General features: G+C 40.0%; 29 protein-coding genes. 1 reads left to right on the forward strand and 28 read right to left on the reverse strand.

Features of this window, described 5'->3' with window-relative positions; translation table 11 throughout:
• Positions 1 to 18: 18 nt before the first annotated feature.
• From MHH79_RS11660 to MHH79_RS11705, 10 genes are all read right to left on the reverse strand, one after another.
• Positions 19 to 234 carry a hypothetical protein gene (locus MHH79_RS11660; RefSeq protein ID WP_340034433.1) on the reverse strand — a complete coding sequence of 72 codons (216 nt, stop codon included), beginning with the start codon at positions 232 to 234 and terminating at the stop codon, positions 19 to 21.
• Entirely contained in the window at positions 234 to 767 is a 534-nt protein-coding gene (locus tag MHH79_RS11665) for a nucleoside 2-deoxyribosyltransferase (RefSeq protein WP_340034435.1), read from the reverse strand. The genes MHH79_RS11660 and MHH79_RS11665 overlap by 1 nt, the downstream gene beginning before the upstream one ends.
• Positions 767 to 1,099: a hypothetical protein gene (locus tag MHH79_RS11670; RefSeq protein WP_340034437.1), complete on the reverse strand. Its 333-nt coding sequence runs from the start codon at positions 1,097 to 1,099 to the stop codon at positions 767 to 769. Before MHH79_RS11670 ends, MHH79_RS11665 begins: the two co-directional genes overlap by 1 nt.
• Before the next feature lie 122 nt (positions 1,100 to 1,221).
• Complete coding sequence (locus MHH79_RS11675; RefSeq protein ID WP_340034439.1) at positions 1,222 to 1,668, reverse strand: PH domain-containing protein; 447 nt, start codon at positions 1,666 to 1,668, stop codon at positions 1,222 to 1,224.
• Between the two features lie 71 nt (positions 1,669 to 1,739).
• A complete protein-coding gene (locus MHH79_RS11680; RefSeq protein ID WP_340034441.1) occupies positions 1,740 to 2,045 on the reverse strand; it encodes a hypothetical protein in 306 nt (101 codons plus the stop codon).
• On the reverse strand, positions 2,045 to 2,416 hold the full coding sequence (locus tag MHH79_RS11685) for a nucleotide excision repair endonuclease (RefSeq protein WP_340034443.1): 372 nt from the start codon (positions 2,414 to 2,416) through the stop codon (positions 2,045 to 2,047). Before MHH79_RS11685 ends, MHH79_RS11680 begins: the two co-directional genes overlap by 1 nt.
• Positions 2,417 to 2,492: 76 nt before the next feature.
• Positions 2,493 to 3,143 (reverse strand): 3D domain-containing protein, encoded by a 651-nt coding sequence (locus tag MHH79_RS11690; protein WP_340034445.1) that lies wholly within the window; start codon positions 3,141 to 3,143, stop codon positions 2,493 to 2,495.
• Between the two features lie 59 nt (positions 3,144 to 3,202).
• Positions 3,203 to 3,601: a hypothetical protein gene (locus MHH79_RS11695; RefSeq protein WP_340034446.1), complete on the reverse strand. Its 399-nt coding sequence runs from the start codon at positions 3,599 to 3,601 to the stop codon at positions 3,203 to 3,205.
• Positions 3,598 to 3,945: a hypothetical protein gene (locus MHH79_RS11700; RefSeq protein ID WP_153940066.1), complete on the reverse strand. Its 348-nt coding sequence runs from the start codon at positions 3,943 to 3,945 to the stop codon at positions 3,598 to 3,600. Before MHH79_RS11700 ends, MHH79_RS11695 begins: the two co-directional genes overlap by 4 nt.
• Positions 3,935 to 4,507, reverse strand: coding sequence for a hypothetical protein (locus tag MHH79_RS11705; RefSeq protein WP_340034449.1), 573 nt, complete (start codon positions 4,505 to 4,507; stop codon positions 3,935 to 3,937). Before MHH79_RS11705 ends, MHH79_RS11700 begins: the two co-directional genes overlap by 11 nt.
• Positions 4,508 to 4,710: 203 nt before the next feature.
• Between MHH79_RS11705 and MHH79_RS11710 the strand changes: the two genes are divergently transcribed.
• Complete coding sequence (locus tag MHH79_RS11710; protein WP_340034450.1) at positions 4,711 to 5,133, forward strand: helix-turn-helix transcriptional regulator; 423 nt, start codon at positions 4,711 to 4,713, stop codon at positions 5,131 to 5,133.
• Between the two features lie 178 nt (positions 5,134 to 5,311).
• Here MHH79_RS11710 and MHH79_RS11715 read toward each other — a convergent pair whose 3' ends face one another.
• The 18 genes from MHH79_RS11715 to MHH79_RS11800 form a co-directional block, all read right to left on the reverse strand.
• Positions 5,312 to 5,815, reverse strand: a complete 504-nt coding sequence (locus tag MHH79_RS11715; RefSeq protein ID WP_224067174.1) for a hypothetical protein — start codon at positions 5,813 to 5,815, stop codon at positions 5,312 to 5,314.
• 6 nt (positions 5,816 to 5,821) lie between these two features.
• Complete coding sequence (locus MHH79_RS11720) at positions 5,822 to 6,016, reverse strand: hypothetical protein (protein WP_146876822.1); 195 nt, start codon at positions 6,014 to 6,016, stop codon at positions 5,822 to 5,824.
• The gene (locus tag MHH79_RS11725; protein WP_340034453.1) at positions 6,013 to 6,642 is read right to left on the reverse strand and encodes a hypothetical protein; all 630 of its coding nucleotides are present in this window, start codon (positions 6,640 to 6,642) and stop codon (positions 6,013 to 6,015) included. The genes MHH79_RS11720 and MHH79_RS11725 overlap by 4 nt, the downstream gene beginning before the upstream one ends.
• Positions 6,642 to 7,079: a hypothetical protein gene (locus tag MHH79_RS11730; RefSeq protein ID WP_340034454.1), complete on the reverse strand. Its 438-nt coding sequence runs from the start codon at positions 7,077 to 7,079 to the stop codon at positions 6,642 to 6,644. Before MHH79_RS11730 ends, MHH79_RS11725 begins: the two co-directional genes overlap by 1 nt.
• 92 nt (positions 7,080 to 7,171) lie before the next feature.
• Positions 7,172 to 7,465, reverse strand: coding sequence for a hypothetical protein (locus MHH79_RS11735; protein ID WP_340034456.1), 294 nt, complete (start codon positions 7,463 to 7,465; stop codon positions 7,172 to 7,174).
• Positions 7,458 to 7,688, reverse strand: a complete 231-nt coding sequence (locus tag MHH79_RS11740; protein ID WP_004429614.1) for a hypothetical protein — start codon at positions 7,686 to 7,688, stop codon at positions 7,458 to 7,460. Before MHH79_RS11740 ends, MHH79_RS11735 begins: the two co-directional genes overlap by 8 nt.
• A 78-nt stretch (positions 7,689 to 7,766) precedes the next feature.
• Positions 7,767 to 8,021, reverse strand: a complete 255-nt coding sequence (locus MHH79_RS11745) for a hypothetical protein (RefSeq protein WP_326219760.1) — start codon at positions 8,019 to 8,021, stop codon at positions 7,767 to 7,769.
• Between the two features lies 1 nt (position 8,022).
• Positions 8,023 to 10,386 (reverse strand): DNA polymerase, encoded by a 2,364-nt coding sequence (locus tag MHH79_RS11750; protein WP_340034457.1) that lies wholly within the window; start codon positions 10,384 to 10,386, stop codon positions 8,023 to 8,025.
• Between the two features lie 59 nt (positions 10,387 to 10,445).
• Positions 10,446 to 10,661 carry a hypothetical protein gene (locus MHH79_RS11755; RefSeq protein ID WP_146876828.1) on the reverse strand — a complete coding sequence of 72 codons (216 nt, stop codon included), beginning with the start codon at positions 10,659 to 10,661 and terminating at the stop codon, positions 10,446 to 10,448.
• Complete coding sequence (locus tag MHH79_RS11760; protein WP_224067180.1) at positions 10,661 to 10,963, reverse strand: PQ-loop repeat-containing protein; 303 nt, start codon at positions 10,961 to 10,963, stop codon at positions 10,661 to 10,663. Before MHH79_RS11760 ends, MHH79_RS11755 begins: the two co-directional genes overlap by 1 nt.
• Positions 10,964 to 10,965: 2 nt before the next feature.
• Positions 10,966 to 11,622: a deoxynucleoside kinase gene (locus tag MHH79_RS11765; RefSeq protein ID WP_340034458.1), complete on the reverse strand. Its 657-nt coding sequence runs from the start codon at positions 11,620 to 11,622 to the stop codon at positions 10,966 to 10,968.
• A gap of 25 nt (positions 11,623 to 11,647) precedes the next feature.
• The gene (locus MHH79_RS11770; protein WP_224067189.1) at positions 11,648 to 11,917 is read right to left on the reverse strand and encodes a hypothetical protein; all 270 of its coding nucleotides are present in this window, start codon (positions 11,915 to 11,917) and stop codon (positions 11,648 to 11,650) included.
• Positions 11,917 to 12,492, reverse strand: coding sequence for a thymidine kinase (locus MHH79_RS11775; RefSeq protein ID WP_340034459.1), 576 nt, complete (start codon positions 12,490 to 12,492; stop codon positions 11,917 to 11,919). Before MHH79_RS11775 ends, MHH79_RS11770 begins: the two co-directional genes overlap by 1 nt.
• A gap of 80 nt (positions 12,493 to 12,572) precedes the next feature.
• Positions 12,573 to 13,478, reverse strand: a complete 906-nt coding sequence (locus MHH79_RS11780) for an RNA ligase family protein (RefSeq protein ID WP_340034460.1) — start codon at positions 13,476 to 13,478, stop codon at positions 12,573 to 12,575.
• 121 nt (positions 13,479 to 13,599) lie between these two features.
• A complete protein-coding gene (locus MHH79_RS11785; protein ID WP_069487262.1) occupies positions 13,600 to 13,980 on the reverse strand; it encodes a hypothetical protein in 381 nt (126 codons plus the stop codon).
• An 81-nt stretch (positions 13,981 to 14,061) separates the two neighbouring features.
• Positions 14,062 to 14,565 carry a crossover junction endodeoxyribonuclease RuvC gene (locus tag MHH79_RS11790; protein WP_340034461.1) on the reverse strand — a complete coding sequence of 168 codons (504 nt, stop codon included), beginning with the start codon at positions 14,563 to 14,565 and terminating at the stop codon, positions 14,062 to 14,064.
• Positions 14,562 to 15,467, reverse strand: a complete 906-nt coding sequence (locus tag MHH79_RS11795) for a hypothetical protein (RefSeq protein WP_224067194.1) — start codon at positions 15,465 to 15,467, stop codon at positions 14,562 to 14,564. The genes MHH79_RS11790 and MHH79_RS11795 overlap by 4 nt, the downstream gene beginning before the upstream one ends.
• A 319-nt stretch (positions 15,468 to 15,786) precedes the next feature.
• Positions 15,787 to 16,404, reverse strand: a complete 618-nt coding sequence (locus MHH79_RS11800) for a hypothetical protein (RefSeq protein WP_340034462.1) — start codon at positions 16,402 to 16,404, stop codon at positions 15,787 to 15,789.
• Positions 16,405 to 16,418 lie beyond the last annotated feature (14 nt).

Here is a 16,418-nt window from a genome sequence, read left to right on the forward strand (position 1 = left end):
AAAAAAAGCCCTGATTTCTCAGGACTTAATAGTTAGGGATACCCCTTTTACATTTAATTCAATTTTTTCAGAAGTTTGACCATATTCATATACACTTTGCCAATCAGTTACTGCATACTCCCCAGTTAGCAGTGCTACAGCAAGCTCTTTAGCTATGAGGTCTGATACCCCTACTACCTTCTGAGTCTTTACCACTTTTTCCACTTCTTCTAGTTTAATAAGTCTAGGCTTCATCAAAATACCTCCCCATAAAACTTGATCTCTTTAGGATTAGAAAAGTCATACTCTGCAACCTCATCAGTGCTGACAAAGTAAGCTTTACAGCTCTCACTGAGCATCAGGTTTACAGGTACTCCCTGCTTTTCTTGCAGTAAGAACACTGGCTTACCTTTTGCATAGCTGTAGCCCATTTCCCATGCTGTGCCTGCATCTGTTTTATCCTCAAAGTAGTCATGTACCACTACTACAATATCTGCCCAGTCAATGTGGTCAACATCATTCTTAAAGACTGCCTGCCTCCACTCAAAAGAACCAAACTCAAGCTCCTCAATCTGATTCCTCATAGGAGAGAATACCTCAGCTACATGAGGGTTAGCTGTCAAAGCTTGCTCAAGCCTTTTAACTTCCTCAATCTGCTCATCTGAGAAGAATGGAGAGGCAAGGTAAACCCTCAGCCCTTTGCTGTTTTTAGTTGTGATCTTTCCTGTGTTACCTTCTACATCAGGCCTGCTGTCTCTGAGGTTTTCAACTGTCACAGTAACTGTCATTAGATCAACTCCCCCAATCCTACAGCACCTGAGGAAATTAACCCTACAGCTAAGTAAATAACCTCATCCCCCAGTCTGTCTACTTCCAAAGAAAGAGCCAAAGTAAGTAAAGGGTTGTCTCTCTTTTTCACTTCATCTGCCTGAGCCATTAACTTAGATACATGCTTTTTCAGCAACTCCTGATAAGTCTGTCCTACAGCTACTTTTACAAAAGGTACAGTAACCTGAGAAAGCTCCCCAGTGGCTTTTACAACTGCGATAATGTTATTGAAGCTTGCAGCAACCTCAGTCACTAGCTCCTGCTCAGTAAGATGCGTGTAAGTGTTTGTCATATTAAATGACCTCCTATTTGTTTTATCAGCCTTACACCTCTTAATTAGATGGAGCTTTTAAAGTGTGACACTCAGGAAAATTGCATAAAAAAAGAGAGAGCATTTTTGCTCCCTCACATGTATTACATAGTTAATTCATCTAATAACTTTTTACCTTGTTGCCAAACCTTTTTATCAATAGAGGTAACTCTTAGCTTATGTCCTCCTCTACTCATTGCTGTGATTTCACCAAACAGCATACCTTTCTGAGCAGAGTAAGAATCAAAGTTACTCCAAGTCAATGACTCTATCTTAGTGTTAAACAGAAGTTTACCAATAAAAATAAGTCTCTTGTTTGAAATTGCCATGATGCCTGTAGTGCCTGCATCTTTCTTAGTGCCTACTATATTAATACCCTGTACATTACCTACAAAAGCGCCTAGAAAATACTCACCATTTAGCTGCTCATTCGCTAATGCTTTAAAGCATCCTTTTACCATAGAGGTAGTGTTCTTTGGTAGGCTTGCTTTCAGCTCCTCAGCAGTTTGATATTTCTGCATAGTCTCTAGTCTAGCCTCTAGCTGTTCCATGTATATTGTAACTTCCTTTACTTTAAAATACTTGCAGTAACAGTATACTGGAATATAGGAAAATGTCAATCTCAGCTAATGAAGGCTAGTTCTTCCTCTGTTACATAAGCTTTACCAAGGGAAGTCTCTACCTCATAGGAAACCCTAGCAGCACCCACCTGTATGAGGGTTATAGTGCCAACTTTCCCACCAAACTTGTAATCTGTAAGGTATGCCACTGTCTCAACATCAGGAGACTCAAGCTCCTTAGCTGTTCTGATTCTCACCCTGTTACCTACCTCATATATAGGCTCAATAGCTTTATTTACCTTCTCAATAACTTGCTTAGCCTGTTTTACAGTTTCTTCTGCTACATCAAAAATGCTGAGCTGCACCATTAAACCTTTTGCCTCCCTGTCTTGTCTACATTAAATCTAGGACTCATAACCTTGATTAAGTAGCTCTCATAAATCTCCTGATAAATCTTTCTATCCTCATAAAACACAGAGACATACACTGCATCTCTTTCAATGTACTGGCATAGGTCTTTGTTTCCTTTAGGAGTACCAAAATGCTCCATAACCCTTTTGCCTACATTCACAGAAATGCCAATGTACAAAGGCTCTAGGTATTTATTGTAGAAGGTATATACCCCTCCCCTACTTTCAAACCTAGCCCCCTCCTTTATTTCATTAGAGGATAAAACAGTATCAGATACAGGAATTACTAAAGCCTCCTCAGCAATCAGCTCATCTAAAGTAATCAACACTATACCAACTCCTCACCCAATACATTAGACAGACAGGGCAAAACTGTGACATAAAAAAAAAGGCAGAGCCTCAGCTCTACCATCCTTTTCTGACATATGAAATACTTCCCTGCTGTACACCAAAGCCCATAGCCTCATTAGTATCAGTTACCATCAGATCAATTCTGTTAGACCTAGACATGATAGCTCCCCCTGTGTCCAAAGCTATTCCTTTAAAACTTTGTCCATTTACACTTACAGACAAGATGCTCCCATAGGGAATGACACTAGGGTTAACAGCAAGAATCCTGTACCCCTGATAGTAAATGCTGTCTGTAACATCCTTGCCTGTAGCTGTAACTATCTTGCCATTGTACCTGTGTGACTGTGCCTCACTAGGCTCATGGCTGTAGGCAGTAAACTCAAAGTTTTGAGACTGATTAGATACTGGCTTTGATTCTTTCTTTGGTTCAGCTTTTGTGACCTGCTTAGTCTCCTTCTTGGGAATGTCCTTAACCTCAGTTTTGACAGTCTCTTTAGTGTCTCTGTCTACATAAACTACTCTTTCCTTATACACTACCTTTTCCTTTACCTCAGTCTTTATAATAGGTGTGATACCATGCTCTGTCAGGTATTCTTCCCTTGCTACACTAGGGATAGGAGGGATCTCATTAACCTTGATACACTCCCCCTGATCTGCATTAAAAGGCATCAGCAAAGGTAAAATACTTGCTATAGCTACTAACATAAAACCATCCTTTGTAAAAAGAAAGGAGAGCCACTTTAATGACTCCCCTTCTGTATTTTTTAGTACTCAGCTTTCTTAACTGTAGTCCTAGATAAGCTGTCCAATTGCTTATTAACCTTGTTATTGAGAAAGTCTAAGGTTTCATCCTTCATGAGCATTTGTTTCCTGTGTCTCCTTTTGACTTGAACATCAGAAAGGATAGGAAACTCCTCATTACTTACTTTATCTACATCCTTGTTTTTCAAGTCTGTAATCAAAATGTAATCTGCTAAGAACCTCAGTGCATCTGCTTTAGGCATCTTACCTGTTAGAGTGTAATGCTCCTCAAGCAGATCATTTACTTTCTGATTCCTTTTAGCAACAGAGGGAGCATCCTCTAGCTTAGTGTTAGCTAACTCCTCTGCTCTGTCAGTAAACTGCAACATGTAGGCTGATACTGGGATAGTGAGAGCCATCATGCTACCTCACCTCCCTTATCCATAGCTTTCCACTCATCAAGTACCTTCTGTATCTTGACTTTGAGCAATCCTAAGTTAAACTTAACAGCCTGAGGAGTTACCCCCAACATCTTACCTGTCTCAACTAAGTTGTAGCCCTGCCTCCACACAAGGTCTACAGTCATCTTTTGTATCTCAGTAGGTTGTGCTAACTCTAAAGCCTTCTCTGAGTCAATGATGAGGTGAATAATGTCTAAGTCTCCTTGCTCTGCATAAGAGTAGGACAGCTCTCTATTTTTCAATGTTCTTTCAATCTCTGCTAATGTGTAATGATCTTGAGTAGCCCTCTCTAATTTACTGCTCATTAGTGACAACCCCCTCAAGAACCTCTTTAACTCTTTCCTCAAGCTCATCAAGGGTATAAGAGTTATCAATGCAAACATCATAAGGACACTGCTGAATAGCTAACTCTGTCTCATGGTAGAAGTCCTCAAGGTTAAAGGTATCTCCCTTAGCCTTTGCCCTAGCTACCCTTACATCAAAGTCAGCAGTAACTTTCACAACTGTAAAGCCTTCTTTCATAGCTCTGATAGCCTCATTAGGCTGTCTTACATCAGTAATGATAATGTTAGACTGAGACCTCACTGCTTTATCAAAAATATTGGAATTAAAAAGAGTGTCAATCCATATGTCAGGATTAAGCACTCTAAATGATTGACCTATCTGCTGTAGATGCTTTCTAGGCTTGCCCTCTTTGTAAGCTTCAGGAAAATACTTTCTGATAACCTTGTGAATACCATCAGCAAAGGCTAGGAAGTAGGTAGCTGCATTGGCTTTAATGTGCTTTTCCATAAGCTCAGCTACTGTATCCTTTCCTGCCCTGATCTCTCCCAAAAGGGCTATTTTAATTGGTTTTTGTATTAGCATACATGCAACCCCTATCTCTCTATTTAGTGGACTTTCTAACCTATCTCACTTCTTAATTAGAGAAAGGGTTTGCATCTGTGACACAGATCATGTAAGATGGTAACAGTTACAGGATAATGTAACATGGATAAACTGGAATTAACTGAGACATAAATAAACATAATATATGACAGTATAGATACAAAGTGGAGGCATTGGTTGTTATGAAAAAGATGAAGGTTAGCACCATATTAGAGGGTTCACATAGTCTAATGAATGATGTAGTCATAGGTACTGCAAAGATTTTAGAGGATGCTGAGATTGTTCTAAAAATTGATGACTTGCTGAAAGAAAGAGGGATAACTCAGCAAGACCTAGCAATGATGACAGGTATGAGGATTGGTACTGTATCTCAGATTGTTAATGGTAAAGGTATCAGTTTCAATAAGGTGCAGCTACTGGCTATCATGGTAGCCCTACAGGTGACTAATCTTAGTGACTTGATAGAATTTAGATTACCTCAGGATATTAAAGAAAAGTATGAGCAGAACAGTAGGGAATGGGTAGAAACTAGAGAGATGCCTATTGAGTTAAAGGAATTGTACAGAGATAACATGGTTAAGGCTACAGTGAATAAGTTAAAGTAAGTTAAGTTAACTTATCTTCACTTAAATGACTTTCCCTTAAACAAAAGTATTGCAATAAAAAAAGGAGCAGGCATATGACCTGACTCCTTTTTCTTTTACTTTTCTTTACCCTTTATATTCACTACCATGTCACAGATTATCATTGTACACAGGATGACAGTTAAGCATACACACACCATCATTGGACATCCTTTCTAGGTACAAGCTTGATCTCTTGAATTAGGTTGCCCTGCTGATACACCCTAACTACCTTGTACTCCTCATTAATAACAGAGTACACTTTCCTCTCCATGTCATCATAGGTCTCAGACTTCTCAAGCTCTAGGATGATGTCATCATAGGCTGACTCAATCTCCTCAAACTCATGCTCCTGACCTTGAGCCTTAGCCACTGTGTACTGGTCAAACATTGATTCCTCTTGATTGTTTACCTGAGTTTCCTTGTCCATGTCAACAATCCACTGGAAAGGCTCTGTCATGCCATGATGATCTACAGTCAGTAGCTGTGGCTCATCCATGCCCTCTACATTAACCTTTACTAGCAGATCAGCCTCATGTAGGCTGTAGCCATTAATTTTGACTCCCTGCTCTTTTTCAATTCTTTCTATAGTTGAGGCAGCAATCTCATCCAGTTTGCTTACCATTAGCTTAGTGTCAATATCACCTATAAAAGTTACTTTCATCTATCATTACTCCCCTACTGTAATTTTGTATATATCTAAGTCTGAAAACAAACAAGTCTCATCACAGTACAAATAGCCATCATGTGCATAAACTTCCTGACCTGCTACAATGTCCTCAAAACAATCCCTGCACTGCCCAATAACCTCAGGCTCTTTATTATCAGGCTCAGCAAACCTAGCCATAGTGTCTAATCTGCTCACCAATGAAGCCCCCTTTTCTTCTTAGCTTTCTTCTTGAAGCCTTTAAAGAAAAGTACTCCTGCTGTAGCTAGAATGGCTAGGAATAGCACTGTACTAAAGATTCCCCATCCACTGACAGAGTTATTAGCCTGTGTTTGCCCTGATACTACTTTTCCATCCTCAATTACTACAGTCTCATTGTCATCATCCATCATGTCAGCCATAAACATGAAAGGTATCCAGTCCATAGCAGAGCTGCTGTTATGATGATAGTGATTTACAGTGCTTGAAGTATGAGAACTATGTGAGCTGTGAGTAGGAGTGGAAGTCTTATTCTCAGCCTTTTTAGTTGTGGACTTTTTAGACTCTGTAGCCTTCTTCTTTGTCTCAGCCTTAGCTTTTGCCTTCTCAGCCTTTGACTTGCTTAGCTTGATGGACTTGCTAGGCTTAGAAGTTTTGCTGCTGCTCTTACTGCTACTACTGGATGACTTACTACTACTGCTCTTACTGCTTGAGCCAAACCATCCTCCTGAGCTTTTGCTTGAGCTACTACTTTTATAAGAACTGCCTGAGCTACTGCTCTTAAAAGAGCCACTGCTTGACTTAGGAGTACTGCTAAAAGATGATCTTGAGGAGGATATAGGCATTAAATAACCTCCTTCATATAAAACTGTGTTCCAGCTAAATCAGAAAAATCATCAATGTCTACATCCTCAAAGCTAGTAAACCTGCTCATAGAAACATAGTTACCACATCTCTTTTTATACACTGTTAATCCTTTACCAAGCAGTTGGACAGTCTTTGTAAAATCAATAGGAGTGTAGATAACATTTTCAACCTTTTTCCATGTAGCTTCTCCCATGCACCCAAAGATTGTCACAATGTTACTAGCATCAGTAGGATTCTCAGTAACCTCAGGCTTTACAAGGGTTTTATACTTACCTCTGTAGTCCTGAGTTTCATGCACCTTAACCTGTGTACCAATGTAAGGAGTAAGGGCACACTCAGTGATCTCAAAGACTTCACCATCCTTACCATCTTTCATGATTTCCCACAGCTTTAACTTTTTACCAATATACTTCATACAATCAGCCTCCATAGCTTTAATAATTGCTTACACCTCTTAATTAGATGGAGGCATAAAAGTGTGACAGCACAAAAAAAAGAGCAGAGAATTTAATCCCTGCCCCTTTTGTGGTACTCAAGTAGTTTGTATCCTGTGTTTTGTATCTCAGGAAGGCTGTAAGGTAAGTCATAGCCTGAGCTACCATCAAACTTAGTAAACTCAGTATAGTAGACAGCCTTCTTAGACTCCTCAGGGTATTTTTCTTGTAGCTGTACAAGCTCCTTACTCCACAGATCAAAAGTGTAATCTGCTATGATGTTTTCATTTAACTGATAATACAGGAAGGAGTGGACAAGTATCTGCCTTCTCCTCCTGCCAATCATCTCAAGGATGTCCTTATCCAATCTGCTCAACCTCAAAGTTAGCCAAGTTATTTCTTAGTTGGTTAGCAGTATTCATATGCTTGATCTGCTCATCCTGATAAATGTCAATGCTAGGAGCAGAATGATACCACCCATTTATGGAGTATGAAAGCTCAAATTCATCCCCTACCTTTAAATCCTTGAAAAATACTGCTGATGTCTTTTTCTTGATTCCTGTTACTTTCACTTTAGCTGTTAAGTGCAAAGGTATCCCCCCTATATCTGTTTACACTCCTTAATTAGAAAAGCATGTGCTGTCTGTGACAAAAAAAAGAGCAGAGGCTTAAAAGTCCTCTACTCCCCCTGTCCATAAAATTGTAGGCTTTTCATAGTACCTGACACATTTAATGAGGTATGTGCCTTTTGGAAATATAGCCTCTACCTCAATGTCATGCACCTTAATGATGCACCTTTCTTTAATCCTCTCAACCTCTTTAGACAGCTCCTCTTTATTCTTAACTCTTACTTTTCTCCTCAAGTGACAAACCTTGTTGTATTCATGTGGATTCTTAGGTACACCTACATCTAGCAAGCCCATATTAAGCTGCCTCCTCAAAAGGTTTTCTGCCACAGCCTTTTTCTACCCATTCAGCAAAAGGAATGCCTTCTCCCCATCTAACCATTACCTCTGTATCAACTTTCAAAGGCACATCAAGCTTAACTACACCTTTCATGATGTTTTCTATCTCAATGATTTCCTCAGGGGTAACAGTCTCAGGGATAAGGAATAACAGCTCATCATGAATAGTAGCCATCATTCTCCACTCTGCTCCTTTTCTTTCTAAGTGAGCATTGACCTCAATCATTGCCTTTTTAAGCATCAAAGCAGCACTACCTTGGATGATGGCATTTACAGACATCCTAGCTACCCTTTGATAATCTTTGTTGACTTCCCAGTACTGTTTTTTAAGGTTTCTAGGTAGTGGCTCTTGCCATATGTTCCCTGGTTCTCTGCCTAAGATATTTACAACCTTTGCATGTAAAGCATGGTACTGTTTGGCAATGACTGTGTGCCCTATAAACCTTCTCTTTCTGCCTTGCATTGTCTCTACATAACCTGTCTCATCAGCATGTGCTACCTGTTTAGCCATCCATGCAGTCATATCAGGGTATGAGCTGTAGAAGTCATCCATAAACTTCTGAGCCTCAGGTACACTGATACCCAGTGACTCTGCAAGACTAGGAACTGTGATGCCATACATTACAGCTAAGAGTCCTACTTTCATCATTTTCCTTGGGTGCTTAGGCAGGCCTGCTTTCTTATATGTCTCTCCATCAGCCTCAAGACAAGCCTCATAAGGCAGCTTAAATATCTTGGAAGCTAGGGAAGCATACAGATCAATGTTATTCAAGTATGGGTACTGTAACCCTGCATCTCCTGACATATGTGCTAATGTCCTTGGCTCAATCTGAGAGTAGTCAATACCAAAGATCAGATAACCTTTAGGAGCTACTATCAGCTTTCTAGCCTTTGGAGGCAGGTTCTGTAGGTTAGGGTCTTTACTTGCAAACCTTGATGTAACAGTTGCTGATTGGTTAAAGCTTGAATGCAGTTTACCTGTATTCTTGTTTACCTTCTCAGGCAGTGGCTCTACATAAGTAGACAGCAATTTGTTAAGGTCTCTGTATTCTAAAATCAGCTTTAGATCAGGCTCATGCTTAACAAGCTTTTGAAGTGTCTTAGCATCAGCTTTCCTTTTACCTGAGATGTCAGGCAGTTTCAACTCATCATACAGCAGCGCAGATAACTGGGCAGGAGAGTTAAGGTTAATACCCCCAAACCTCTTTATTATTTTCTTCGCAAGATCAAATACCTCAGCCTGTAGCTCTGCTTTGTACATCTCAGCAAAAGAAAAATCAATCTCAAAGCCTGTCTCCTCCATTGCCAATACAGCAGGAGTAAGAGGTTGCTCATAGTTAAAGTACACATCATACAGCTTAGGCTGTTTCTCCATCATGCTTAACTGCCACTTGTACAGCTTTAGACATAAATGAGTATCCTTACAAGCATAGTAAGTACACAGCTCCATGTTTTCATTTGAATAGAATGCCTCAGGCTTATTAGAGAACAGCTCCCCAAAGCTAAGAGATTTGTCCTCAAAGCCAAAGAATCTGCCATACTTTGTAGCAATAGCTTTGAGACCTTTCTCATCATTCTCATTCAGTACAGAGTGAGCAATCATGGTATCAAAGTAAATGTTATGCCTGATTGTGATGCCATCCTTTAAAAGCATATGGCTATCAAATTTACTGTTATGCAGTACAAGCTTTGTGCCTTTTCTTTCTAGGTGAGGCTTGAGCTTCTTCATAACATAGCCCCTAGTTAGCTGCTCATGATCTGAGGTATGTCCATAAGGGATATAAAAGTTTTCCTCTACATCACCAAACTCAAAAGTAAGGGAAAGCCCTACTGTTCTATCCCACCACTCAACTCCTGTAGTCTCTGTATCTAAGGCAACCTCAGCACCTAAAGCATAAGAATCCTCAAATAACCTGAGTACCCAGTCCATGCCTGCATGAGTATTAACAGTATGATAATTCTCAGGCATATTAGCTAAGTAACCCTTGATAATCTCAGCTTTCCTAGCCTCAGCTAATTGCTTGTATAAATTCAGTGCATGGGCTTTTGAGAACTTTTTGAGACTTTCAACACCCATACCTAACTGACCTGCCTCAATAGCAGTCTTTACATCAAGCAGCCTATCTTTGTCCTTAGGAGTAATCTTAGTCTGAAAGATACCATTCTTGTGCTTACCTGTAGTAGAAGGGTATCCAGTTAACCAAACTTCTTCCCATGTAGGCTCATAGTTTTTCAGCTCTTTCTTTTTCTGTGCCTCTGACACTCTAGCTAAGGCATCACCTTTAGTGTCTGTTTCAAAAGACACCCCTTTAAAAAATTCCATAGAAAAAACCTCCCCAACTTTTCAATCCTTAGTTAGAGAGGTCTGTTAAAAGTGTGACACTATTCAGCTTTTCTGCTTGGCAATAGCTTCCTTAGCAATACTGTTACTACTATCCATAATGCAATACATATCAGGTAAGAGAAATGGATTCCAAAAGCCCCTAGAGCAATCATTAGCAGGAAAGGCATCAGCAAAAAGTTGACACCTATACCCACTGCTACAAGCAAACCAACCAAAATGATTGCTAGGCAGCCCATAGTTGTAAAGTCTTTCATTACTTAGATGTCCTCTTGTACTTATTGTAGAAGTAGAACACTAGGAAACACTCAGTACCTGATAGGATAGTAGAGATAGTGTTAGTGATAAAGAAAGCACCTGCTGTATGCATTACAAAGAACATGTACACTGCATAAATTTCCATGAATACAATACCTACAAAGATACCACCAAGATACAGCCTGCTAAAGTCATGTACTGATTTTGTTTTGATAATCTTGAAAATCTGAGGTAGGTATCCTACTGCTAAGATAAAGCCCCCAATAAGTTGAAGTAAGTTGAAAAATGCTAATGCTGTCATATTTATTTAATCCCCATTCCATTTAATTTTTGTTTGACTTCCTGTACTACTTGTTCTGCATCCTCAGGGTTATTGACTACATCAAGCTTGTCCATATCTACAATCAGCACCTGTGATGCCTTGTAGTGATTAAACAGCCAATCATCATAGCCCTCCCAAAGGGTTCTATAGTAATCAATAAGGCTAGTATCCTGCTCAAAATCCCTGCCCCTGAGTCCAATCCTGTACAGGACAGTCTCAAAAGAGGCTTTTAAGTAGACCATCAGATCAGGAGCCTTCTTAGGCAGCTCATCCAGCTCCTCCATCATGTTATTAAGCAGGTTTTCATACACTTGAAACTCAAGCTCTGAGATTCTGCCTAAGTCCTTATTAACTTTGGCAAAGTACCAATCCTCATAGATTGATCTATCAAGCACATTCTTGTTATTGCCTAGAGCTTCCTTGATACTCTTAAACCTTGTATCTAAGAAATGAAGCTGTAACAAGAAGGGATACCTTTTAGCCTGTATCTCCTCATCTGATGCTGTATAAAACAGTGGCAGAATAGGGTTATCATCTACAGACTCATAAAACACCTCACTGTCTAGGGCTTCACCTAGAATCTTGGAAACTGAGCTTTTGCCCAGTCCAATCATCCCACCTACTACAATCACTGACATTTCCTCCCTCTCCCCTGCAAGGGTATTACTTACCCTCAGTAAACTGCTTTAGATTGGCTAGTAAGTCCTGATTCTTTTTAAACTCAGCACCTTTAGCCTCTTTAGACTTCTCAGTCTTTTCAATATCCTGCTCAAGCTTGCTAATCTGTGACTTAATGCTAAGCACTTTAGCACTGTCAGCCTTGATGCCTTCTTGTAGTACAGACTGTGCTTTTTCTACCTCATTGACAGCCTGACTAAATACACCTACAGCTTTTGATACATGTTTTTGAGACTGGGCAATAACTTTACTCATTACTTGTCACCTCCTTTAGAGGAAGCAACAGAGGTCAGATAGCACTCATGGCACACTGGCTTATAAATATCCTCACTCCCTAGCTCAATCCTGTCATCTGAGCCTGAGGTCTTAATAGTTACAGTAGCCCCCTGCTTTGCACAGTCAGCACAGACAGCAGTTAGCACCTTCACCTCATCTGCAATCTCCATAAGTTTAGTTGTGGTCTCAAAAGGCTTGAGCTTATAATCAGAGTTAAGACCTGCCACATAGACTGTCTTGCCATCTCCCACTAGGTCTGAGACCATTTCTACTAAATCATCAGTAAAGAACTGAACCTCATCAAACAGGACAACATCAGCACCAATAATTGTGAAAAAGTCAATCATATCCATCTGTGTATCATGGTCAATGACCATAGCTCTCACTGCTTCACCATCATGAGTAACAATTTCATTTTCAGAGTATCTGCTGTCTAAAGTAGGCTTGATGAAAAGGACTGTCTTACCTTCCTCAGATTCCTTTTTACCTGCCTCTACTAGAGCAGTTGACTTACCTGCAAACATGCTACCTGTGAATACTGTTAGTTTTGACATTTAATGTCCTCCTTTGTCTTTTCACCTCTATAATTAGATGGGCTAACAGGAAGTGTGACAGCATAAAAAAAAGAGAGCTTTTAAGCCCTCTCCTTTAAAATATCTTTAATAATCTGAGGCACTACCTTGCCTGCTGATTTACTCAAAGCCTTGTCAGAGTATTCCTCAGGTAGTGAGTCTCTTTCTTCCTTCAATACATCAGCAATTACAGCAGGTGTGACAGCCTTTAAGATTTTACCCATGTCCTCAATAGCTACATCATGCTCAAGCACTCCCTCATCTAGCATCTTGAGAAAAATCTTTTCTACCCTTGCAGGAGTAACTGTGTTTCTGATAAACATACCCTCCACACCAATCTCAGCAGGATTCCTAGGAGGCTTTTGATTTTTAACCTCTCTGAAAGCATCTGTTACCATTTTGACAAAGACCTGCTTACCTTCATGGTTAAAGTGGTCATAGTTCTTGACTACAATACCCTCACCTGTTTCAATGTCTCCTAACTTCCCTCCAAGAGCTGTCTTACCAACAAGGCTCTCAAGATGCTCATATCCTTTGTACTCACCCTCATAAAAGACAGGAACAAGGGTTAGACCTATGTAGTTAGCTTCTGCTCTAGCCACAGAAAAAGGGAGGTATCTGTCCAACTTCTTGCTGTATACATCAAAGAGAAAGAACTGCTTCTCATGTCCTTCATACCTAACTTTATGAGGATTGCCTGTCCATTCACCAAAGTAGATAAGGTCAGGGACAAGAATTGCAGGGTCAATATTCTCTTGTACCCACTGTAGAAAGCCATTTAGGGTATTTCCTTCTCCTAGCTCAGTGTTTCTACTGTATGCTTTCAGCTCACCATTTTCATCAAGGGTAAAGGAAGCATTAGCACTGTCAATCTTCTCAGTGACTACAATGTTATCCCCTTCTTTAAAGACACCCACTGTAAGTCTGTGCCCCATTCTAATTACACTTGTATACTTTTTCTGCTCCATCAAATCACTCTCCATTGTTTGTCTTTTCATTCCTTAGTTAGAAAAACCTTGACAAACTGTGACTCTTAGGTATGGGGCATAGAAAAAAAGAGACAGAGCTTTTAGCCCTGCCTTCTTTTGCTTATTCATCTTTAAGAGTAAACTTAATGCCTGCATTCTTTAAGTCTAATATACCTCTCCTTACCCCATGGTTATATGAGGCAGTGTCTAGCATTGGGTTTTTAGGCTCAATTTCTGCATTCCAAGCACTTTCCATAATGTCCTCTACAATCTCCTCAGCAGTTTTCTTAACCTCATAACCAACAGTTAGAGCTAAGATAAAATCTGCATCACTGAGAGTGTTAGCCTCTACTCTGTTCTGGGTAAAACCCATCCCATTAATCTTGTAATTGATGACTGTGGAGATGTCTCTAAACACATTGCTGTATTTATCTCCTAACTCATTTTTAATGGAATCCATTGCCTTTGCTTGCTTTGTTGTTAGCTGTACTTTTTGTGTCATTTATATGACCTCCTGTAATTGTTTTCACTTCTTAATTAGAGGCATACCTGTTAAGTGTGACAGGCAAAAAAAAGAGAGGAGCTAATCAATAAGCCCCTCTTGTTTACAGTATGCAATTAGTACAGCTACAGCATCAGACTCATCATTGTTCTTAAACTTAACTGTAGTATCACCCATTATGTCTCTAAACTGTTTCAAAACTGAATTAGCTACCTCATCCTTAGAGGCTTTCCCATTCCCAGTAAGCTGCTTCTTAATGGATGGAGGAGTGATCTCAGAAAAGTCATCATGGTTTGCAATATGAGTCATAAGCTCAAACACTCCATTAACTTTGTAAATCTGCTGTGTAGCTACAATCCTAGCATTGGAGAAACTTCTCTCCTTTACTACTTTGTCAATCTCATATTTTTTGTACAGCTCTCTGATCTCCTTAGCTATGTAATTCAGTCTAAAGCCTGTACTTCTTTTAGCAAACCTCTTAGTACCTATAGAGCCAACCTCTATAAGCTTTAGAGACCTGCCCTTGACCTCTCCTACAGCATAGCCTGTATTAGACAAGGAAAGGTCAAAAGCAATGATTATCATACCTCTGTAGCCTCTAGGAGGTACTTGTAACCTGAGAAGAAAGATAGCTCCTTATCAGCAGGCTCAATACCATCCTCTACATGCTTAGTGACAGTAGCAAACTTGTCTAGGATTTCCTCTGCCATCTCATCTGTGATATAAAGGTGAAATGTTCTGATGTCTGGCTTTGCCTCAGCACCCTTGCTCCACTGATCTTTAGCTACACCCTCATACATTACAATGTAATCCCTGATACCAAACAGTAGATAATAAGAGATACATTGCTTGATATGGCTGTCAATGACTTCCCTCATCTTGTAGTAGCCTACCTGTCCAATACTATTAGACTTAGTTTTAAACTCAAAGCCTACCCTTGTACCATCTTTGTAGACTAGAATGCCATCCATCTTACCATTAAGGATAAAGCTCACACCTTCATGCTCAAGCTCTTTCCACTGTAAGATATTGTCCTCCCATGCAGGTAAGCCCTCCTCAGTCCTCTCAACAGTGAATGAAGGGTTAGGCAGCACCTTCTCCATGTACAGCAGGTCTCTCTGAGTAGCACCATGAATGGCTGTACTATTCCTTGTCCACCTTTGATGGTAAGGGTATCTCTCCTCTTTCTCCTCAACCTTCTTACCTTTTAGATACAGGTCATAGATGGTCTTACTTGCTCCTGATGGATTAAACTTTACTTTGTCCTTAGGATAAGTAGGCTCAGCATCAATCATCTCAATTTCTTTGAGTCTCTGCTGTACCAGCAGCATCTCAATCTCTTTATCTTCCTTTACCCTGTTAAGGCTGTGGAATTGGTTAAAGTCATCCAACAGACTCCTAGCCATTTTCTCCCCTTTTGTAGCAGTATCAATACCCAAGACCTCAGCCCTGAGCTTGTCTGCTCCCTTTCTGTTAATGACAGACATTGTAAACTCCCCCTTATTAGTAGTCATCTCTTTAATTAGAAAATTGTTGACAAACTGTGACATATGTGTTAATGACCTGTAGCCATAAAAAAAAGAGAGCTATTTTTTAGCTCCCTTGCTTTTGCCCCAGTTAAAAGTGAAGGCAGACAGTATAATGTCCAGCAGGACACCTATCAGCTCAACCCACATCAGACATACAGCTCCTTTTTAAGCTTCTGCTTGTCCTTCTTCCTGTCATACTTCTTCTTACTGTCTTTTACCTTAGTCACTGGCTTGATCTGCCATACAGCCCTACTGTTTGCTTTCTGTCCAATATAACTCATGAGATATAATCATCCTTTACAATGCAGTAGTCACTGTGAAACTTCCTGTATACAAAATCCCACCTTTTACCCTCTAAAATGTAATAAACCATCCTCTCAGATACTCCCTTTTCTACAGCAATCTCTGATACTGGCTTTTTAACAAAGTGATAAAGATGATGGATGTTATAGACATCTCCCTCTGATAAGGTCTTTGCAGTCACTGTGCTGATCTTTGCTGCCTCATCTTCTTCCACATAGTAGACAGCACTCTCATACAGCTCTACTAGGAACTCATGGCACTCAATGACATCCTCAAGCTCTGCTAAGCTGTCAACAGTGTACTGCTTATGCTCCATGTCAATAGTGACCCTTTTGCCATTTGCAATGTAGGGCAGTGCTTCAACAAATGTTAATTTCTTTTTCTGTGCTGTCAGCAAGGTGAAAGTATCCTTGACTGCCTCCTCTGTGATAGACACAGTTGCTGAAATGTAGTTATTTACTGTGAGCCACCTTAAAGAATCTCCATCATAGATCATCTTATCTCCTGTGCTGTTCTGACAGAATACTGCCCCCTTAGGTAAAAGCATTCTTTCCATTCTCTCTACAATCTGACTTAGAGTGTATTGTCTCATTTACTCAGCCTCCC

The sequence above is a fragment of the Bacillus sp. FSL K6-0993 genome (assembly GCF_037977205.1).
In the GTDB taxonomy this organism is placed as follows: Bacteria; Bacillota; Bacilli; order Bacillales; family Bacillaceae; genus Bacillus; species Bacillus subtilis.

Bases quoted from the DNA above. Each gene is read 5' to 3' on its own strand.
- MHH79_RS11765 (WP_340034458.1), bottom strand. From the start codon at position 11,622: ATGTCAGTGATTGTAGTAGGTGGGATGATTGGACTGGGCAAAAGCTCA.
- MHH79_RS11790 (WP_340034461.1), bottom strand. From the start codon at position 14,565: ATGATAATCATTGCTTTTGACCTTTCCTTGTCTAATACAGGCTATGCT.
- MHH79_RS11660 (WP_340034433.1), bottom strand. From the start codon at position 234: ATGAAGCCTAGACTTATTAAACTAGAAGAAGTGGAAAAAGTGGTAAAG.
- MHH79_RS11670 (WP_340034437.1), bottom strand. From the start codon at position 1,099: ATGACAAACACTTACACGCATCTTACTGAGCAGGAGCTAGTGACTGAG.
- MHH79_RS11695 (WP_340034446.1), bottom strand. From the start codon at position 3,601: ATGATGGCTCTCACTATCCCAGTATCAGCCTACATGTTGCAGTTTACT.
- MHH79_RS11745 (WP_326219760.1), bottom strand. From the start codon at position 8,021: ATGGGCTTGCTAGATGTAGGTGTACCTAAGAATCCACATGAATACAAC.
- MHH79_RS11680 (WP_340034441.1), bottom strand. From the start codon at position 2,045: ATGGTGCAGCTCAGCATTTTTGATGTAGCAGAAGAAACTGTAAAACAG.
- MHH79_RS11800 (WP_340034462.1), bottom strand. From the start codon at position 16,404: ATGAGACAATACACTCTAAGTCAGATTGTAGAGAGAATGGAAAGAATG.
- MHH79_RS11665 (WP_340034435.1), bottom strand. From the start codon at position 767: ATGACAGTTACTGTGACAGTTGAAAACCTCAGAGACAGCAGGCCTGAT.
- MHH79_RS11690 (WP_340034445.1), bottom strand. From the start codon at position 3,143: ATGTTAGTAGCTATAGCAAGTATTTTACCTTTGCTGATGCCTTTTAAT.
- MHH79_RS11775 (WP_340034459.1), bottom strand. From the start codon at position 12,492: ATGTCAAAACTAACAGTATTCACAGGTAGCATGTTTGCAGGTAAGTCA.
- MHH79_RS11725 (WP_340034453.1), bottom strand. From the start codon at position 6,642: ATGCCTATATCCTCCTCAAGATCATCTTTTAGCAGTACTCCTAAGTCA.
- MHH79_RS11700 (WP_153940066.1), bottom strand. From the start codon at position 3,945: ATGAGCAGTAAATTAGAGAGGGCTACTCAAGATCATTACACATTAGCA.
- MHH79_RS11730 (WP_340034454.1), bottom strand. From the start codon at position 7,079: ATGAAGTATATTGGTAAAAAGTTAAAGCTGTGGGAAATCATGAAAGAT.
- MHH79_RS11755 (WP_146876828.1), bottom strand. From the start codon at position 10,661: ATGAAAGACTTTACAACTATGGGCTGCCTAGCAATCATTTTGGTTGGT.
- MHH79_RS11795 (WP_224067194.1), bottom strand. From the start codon at position 15,467: ATGTCTGTCATTAACAGAAAGGGAGCAGACAAGCTCAGGGCTGAGGTC.
- MHH79_RS11705 (WP_340034449.1), bottom strand. From the start codon at position 4,507: ATGCTAATACAAAAACCAATTAAAATAGCCCTTTTGGGAGAGATCAGG.
- MHH79_RS11715 (WP_224067174.1), bottom strand. From the start codon at position 5,815: ATGAAAGTAACTTTTATAGGTGATATTGACACTAAGCTAATGGTAAGC.
- MHH79_RS11750 (WP_340034457.1), bottom strand. From the start codon at position 10,386: ATGGAATTTTTTAAAGGGGTGTCTTTTGAAACAGACACTAAAGGTGAT.
- MHH79_RS11675 (WP_340034439.1), bottom strand. From the start codon at position 1,668: ATGGAACAGCTAGAGGCTAGACTAGAGACTATGCAGAAATATCAAACT.
- MHH79_RS11780 (WP_340034460.1), bottom strand. From the start codon at position 13,478: ATGGAGCAGAAAAAGTATACAAGTGTAATTAGAATGGGGCACAGACTT.
- MHH79_RS11760 (WP_224067180.1), bottom strand. From the start codon at position 10,963: ATGACAGCATTAGCATTTTTCAACTTACTTCAACTTATTGGGGGCTTT.
- MHH79_RS11770 (WP_224067189.1), bottom strand. From the start codon at position 11,917: ATGAGTAAAGTTATTGCCCAGTCTCAAAAACATGTATCAAAAGCTGTA.
- MHH79_RS11785 (WP_069487262.1), bottom strand. From the start codon at position 13,980: ATGACACAAAAAGTACAGCTAACAACAAAGCAAGCAAAGGCAATGGAT.
- MHH79_RS11710 (WP_340034450.1), top strand. From the start codon at position 4,711: ATGAAAAAGATGAAGGTTAGCACCATATTAGAGGGTTCACATAGTCTA.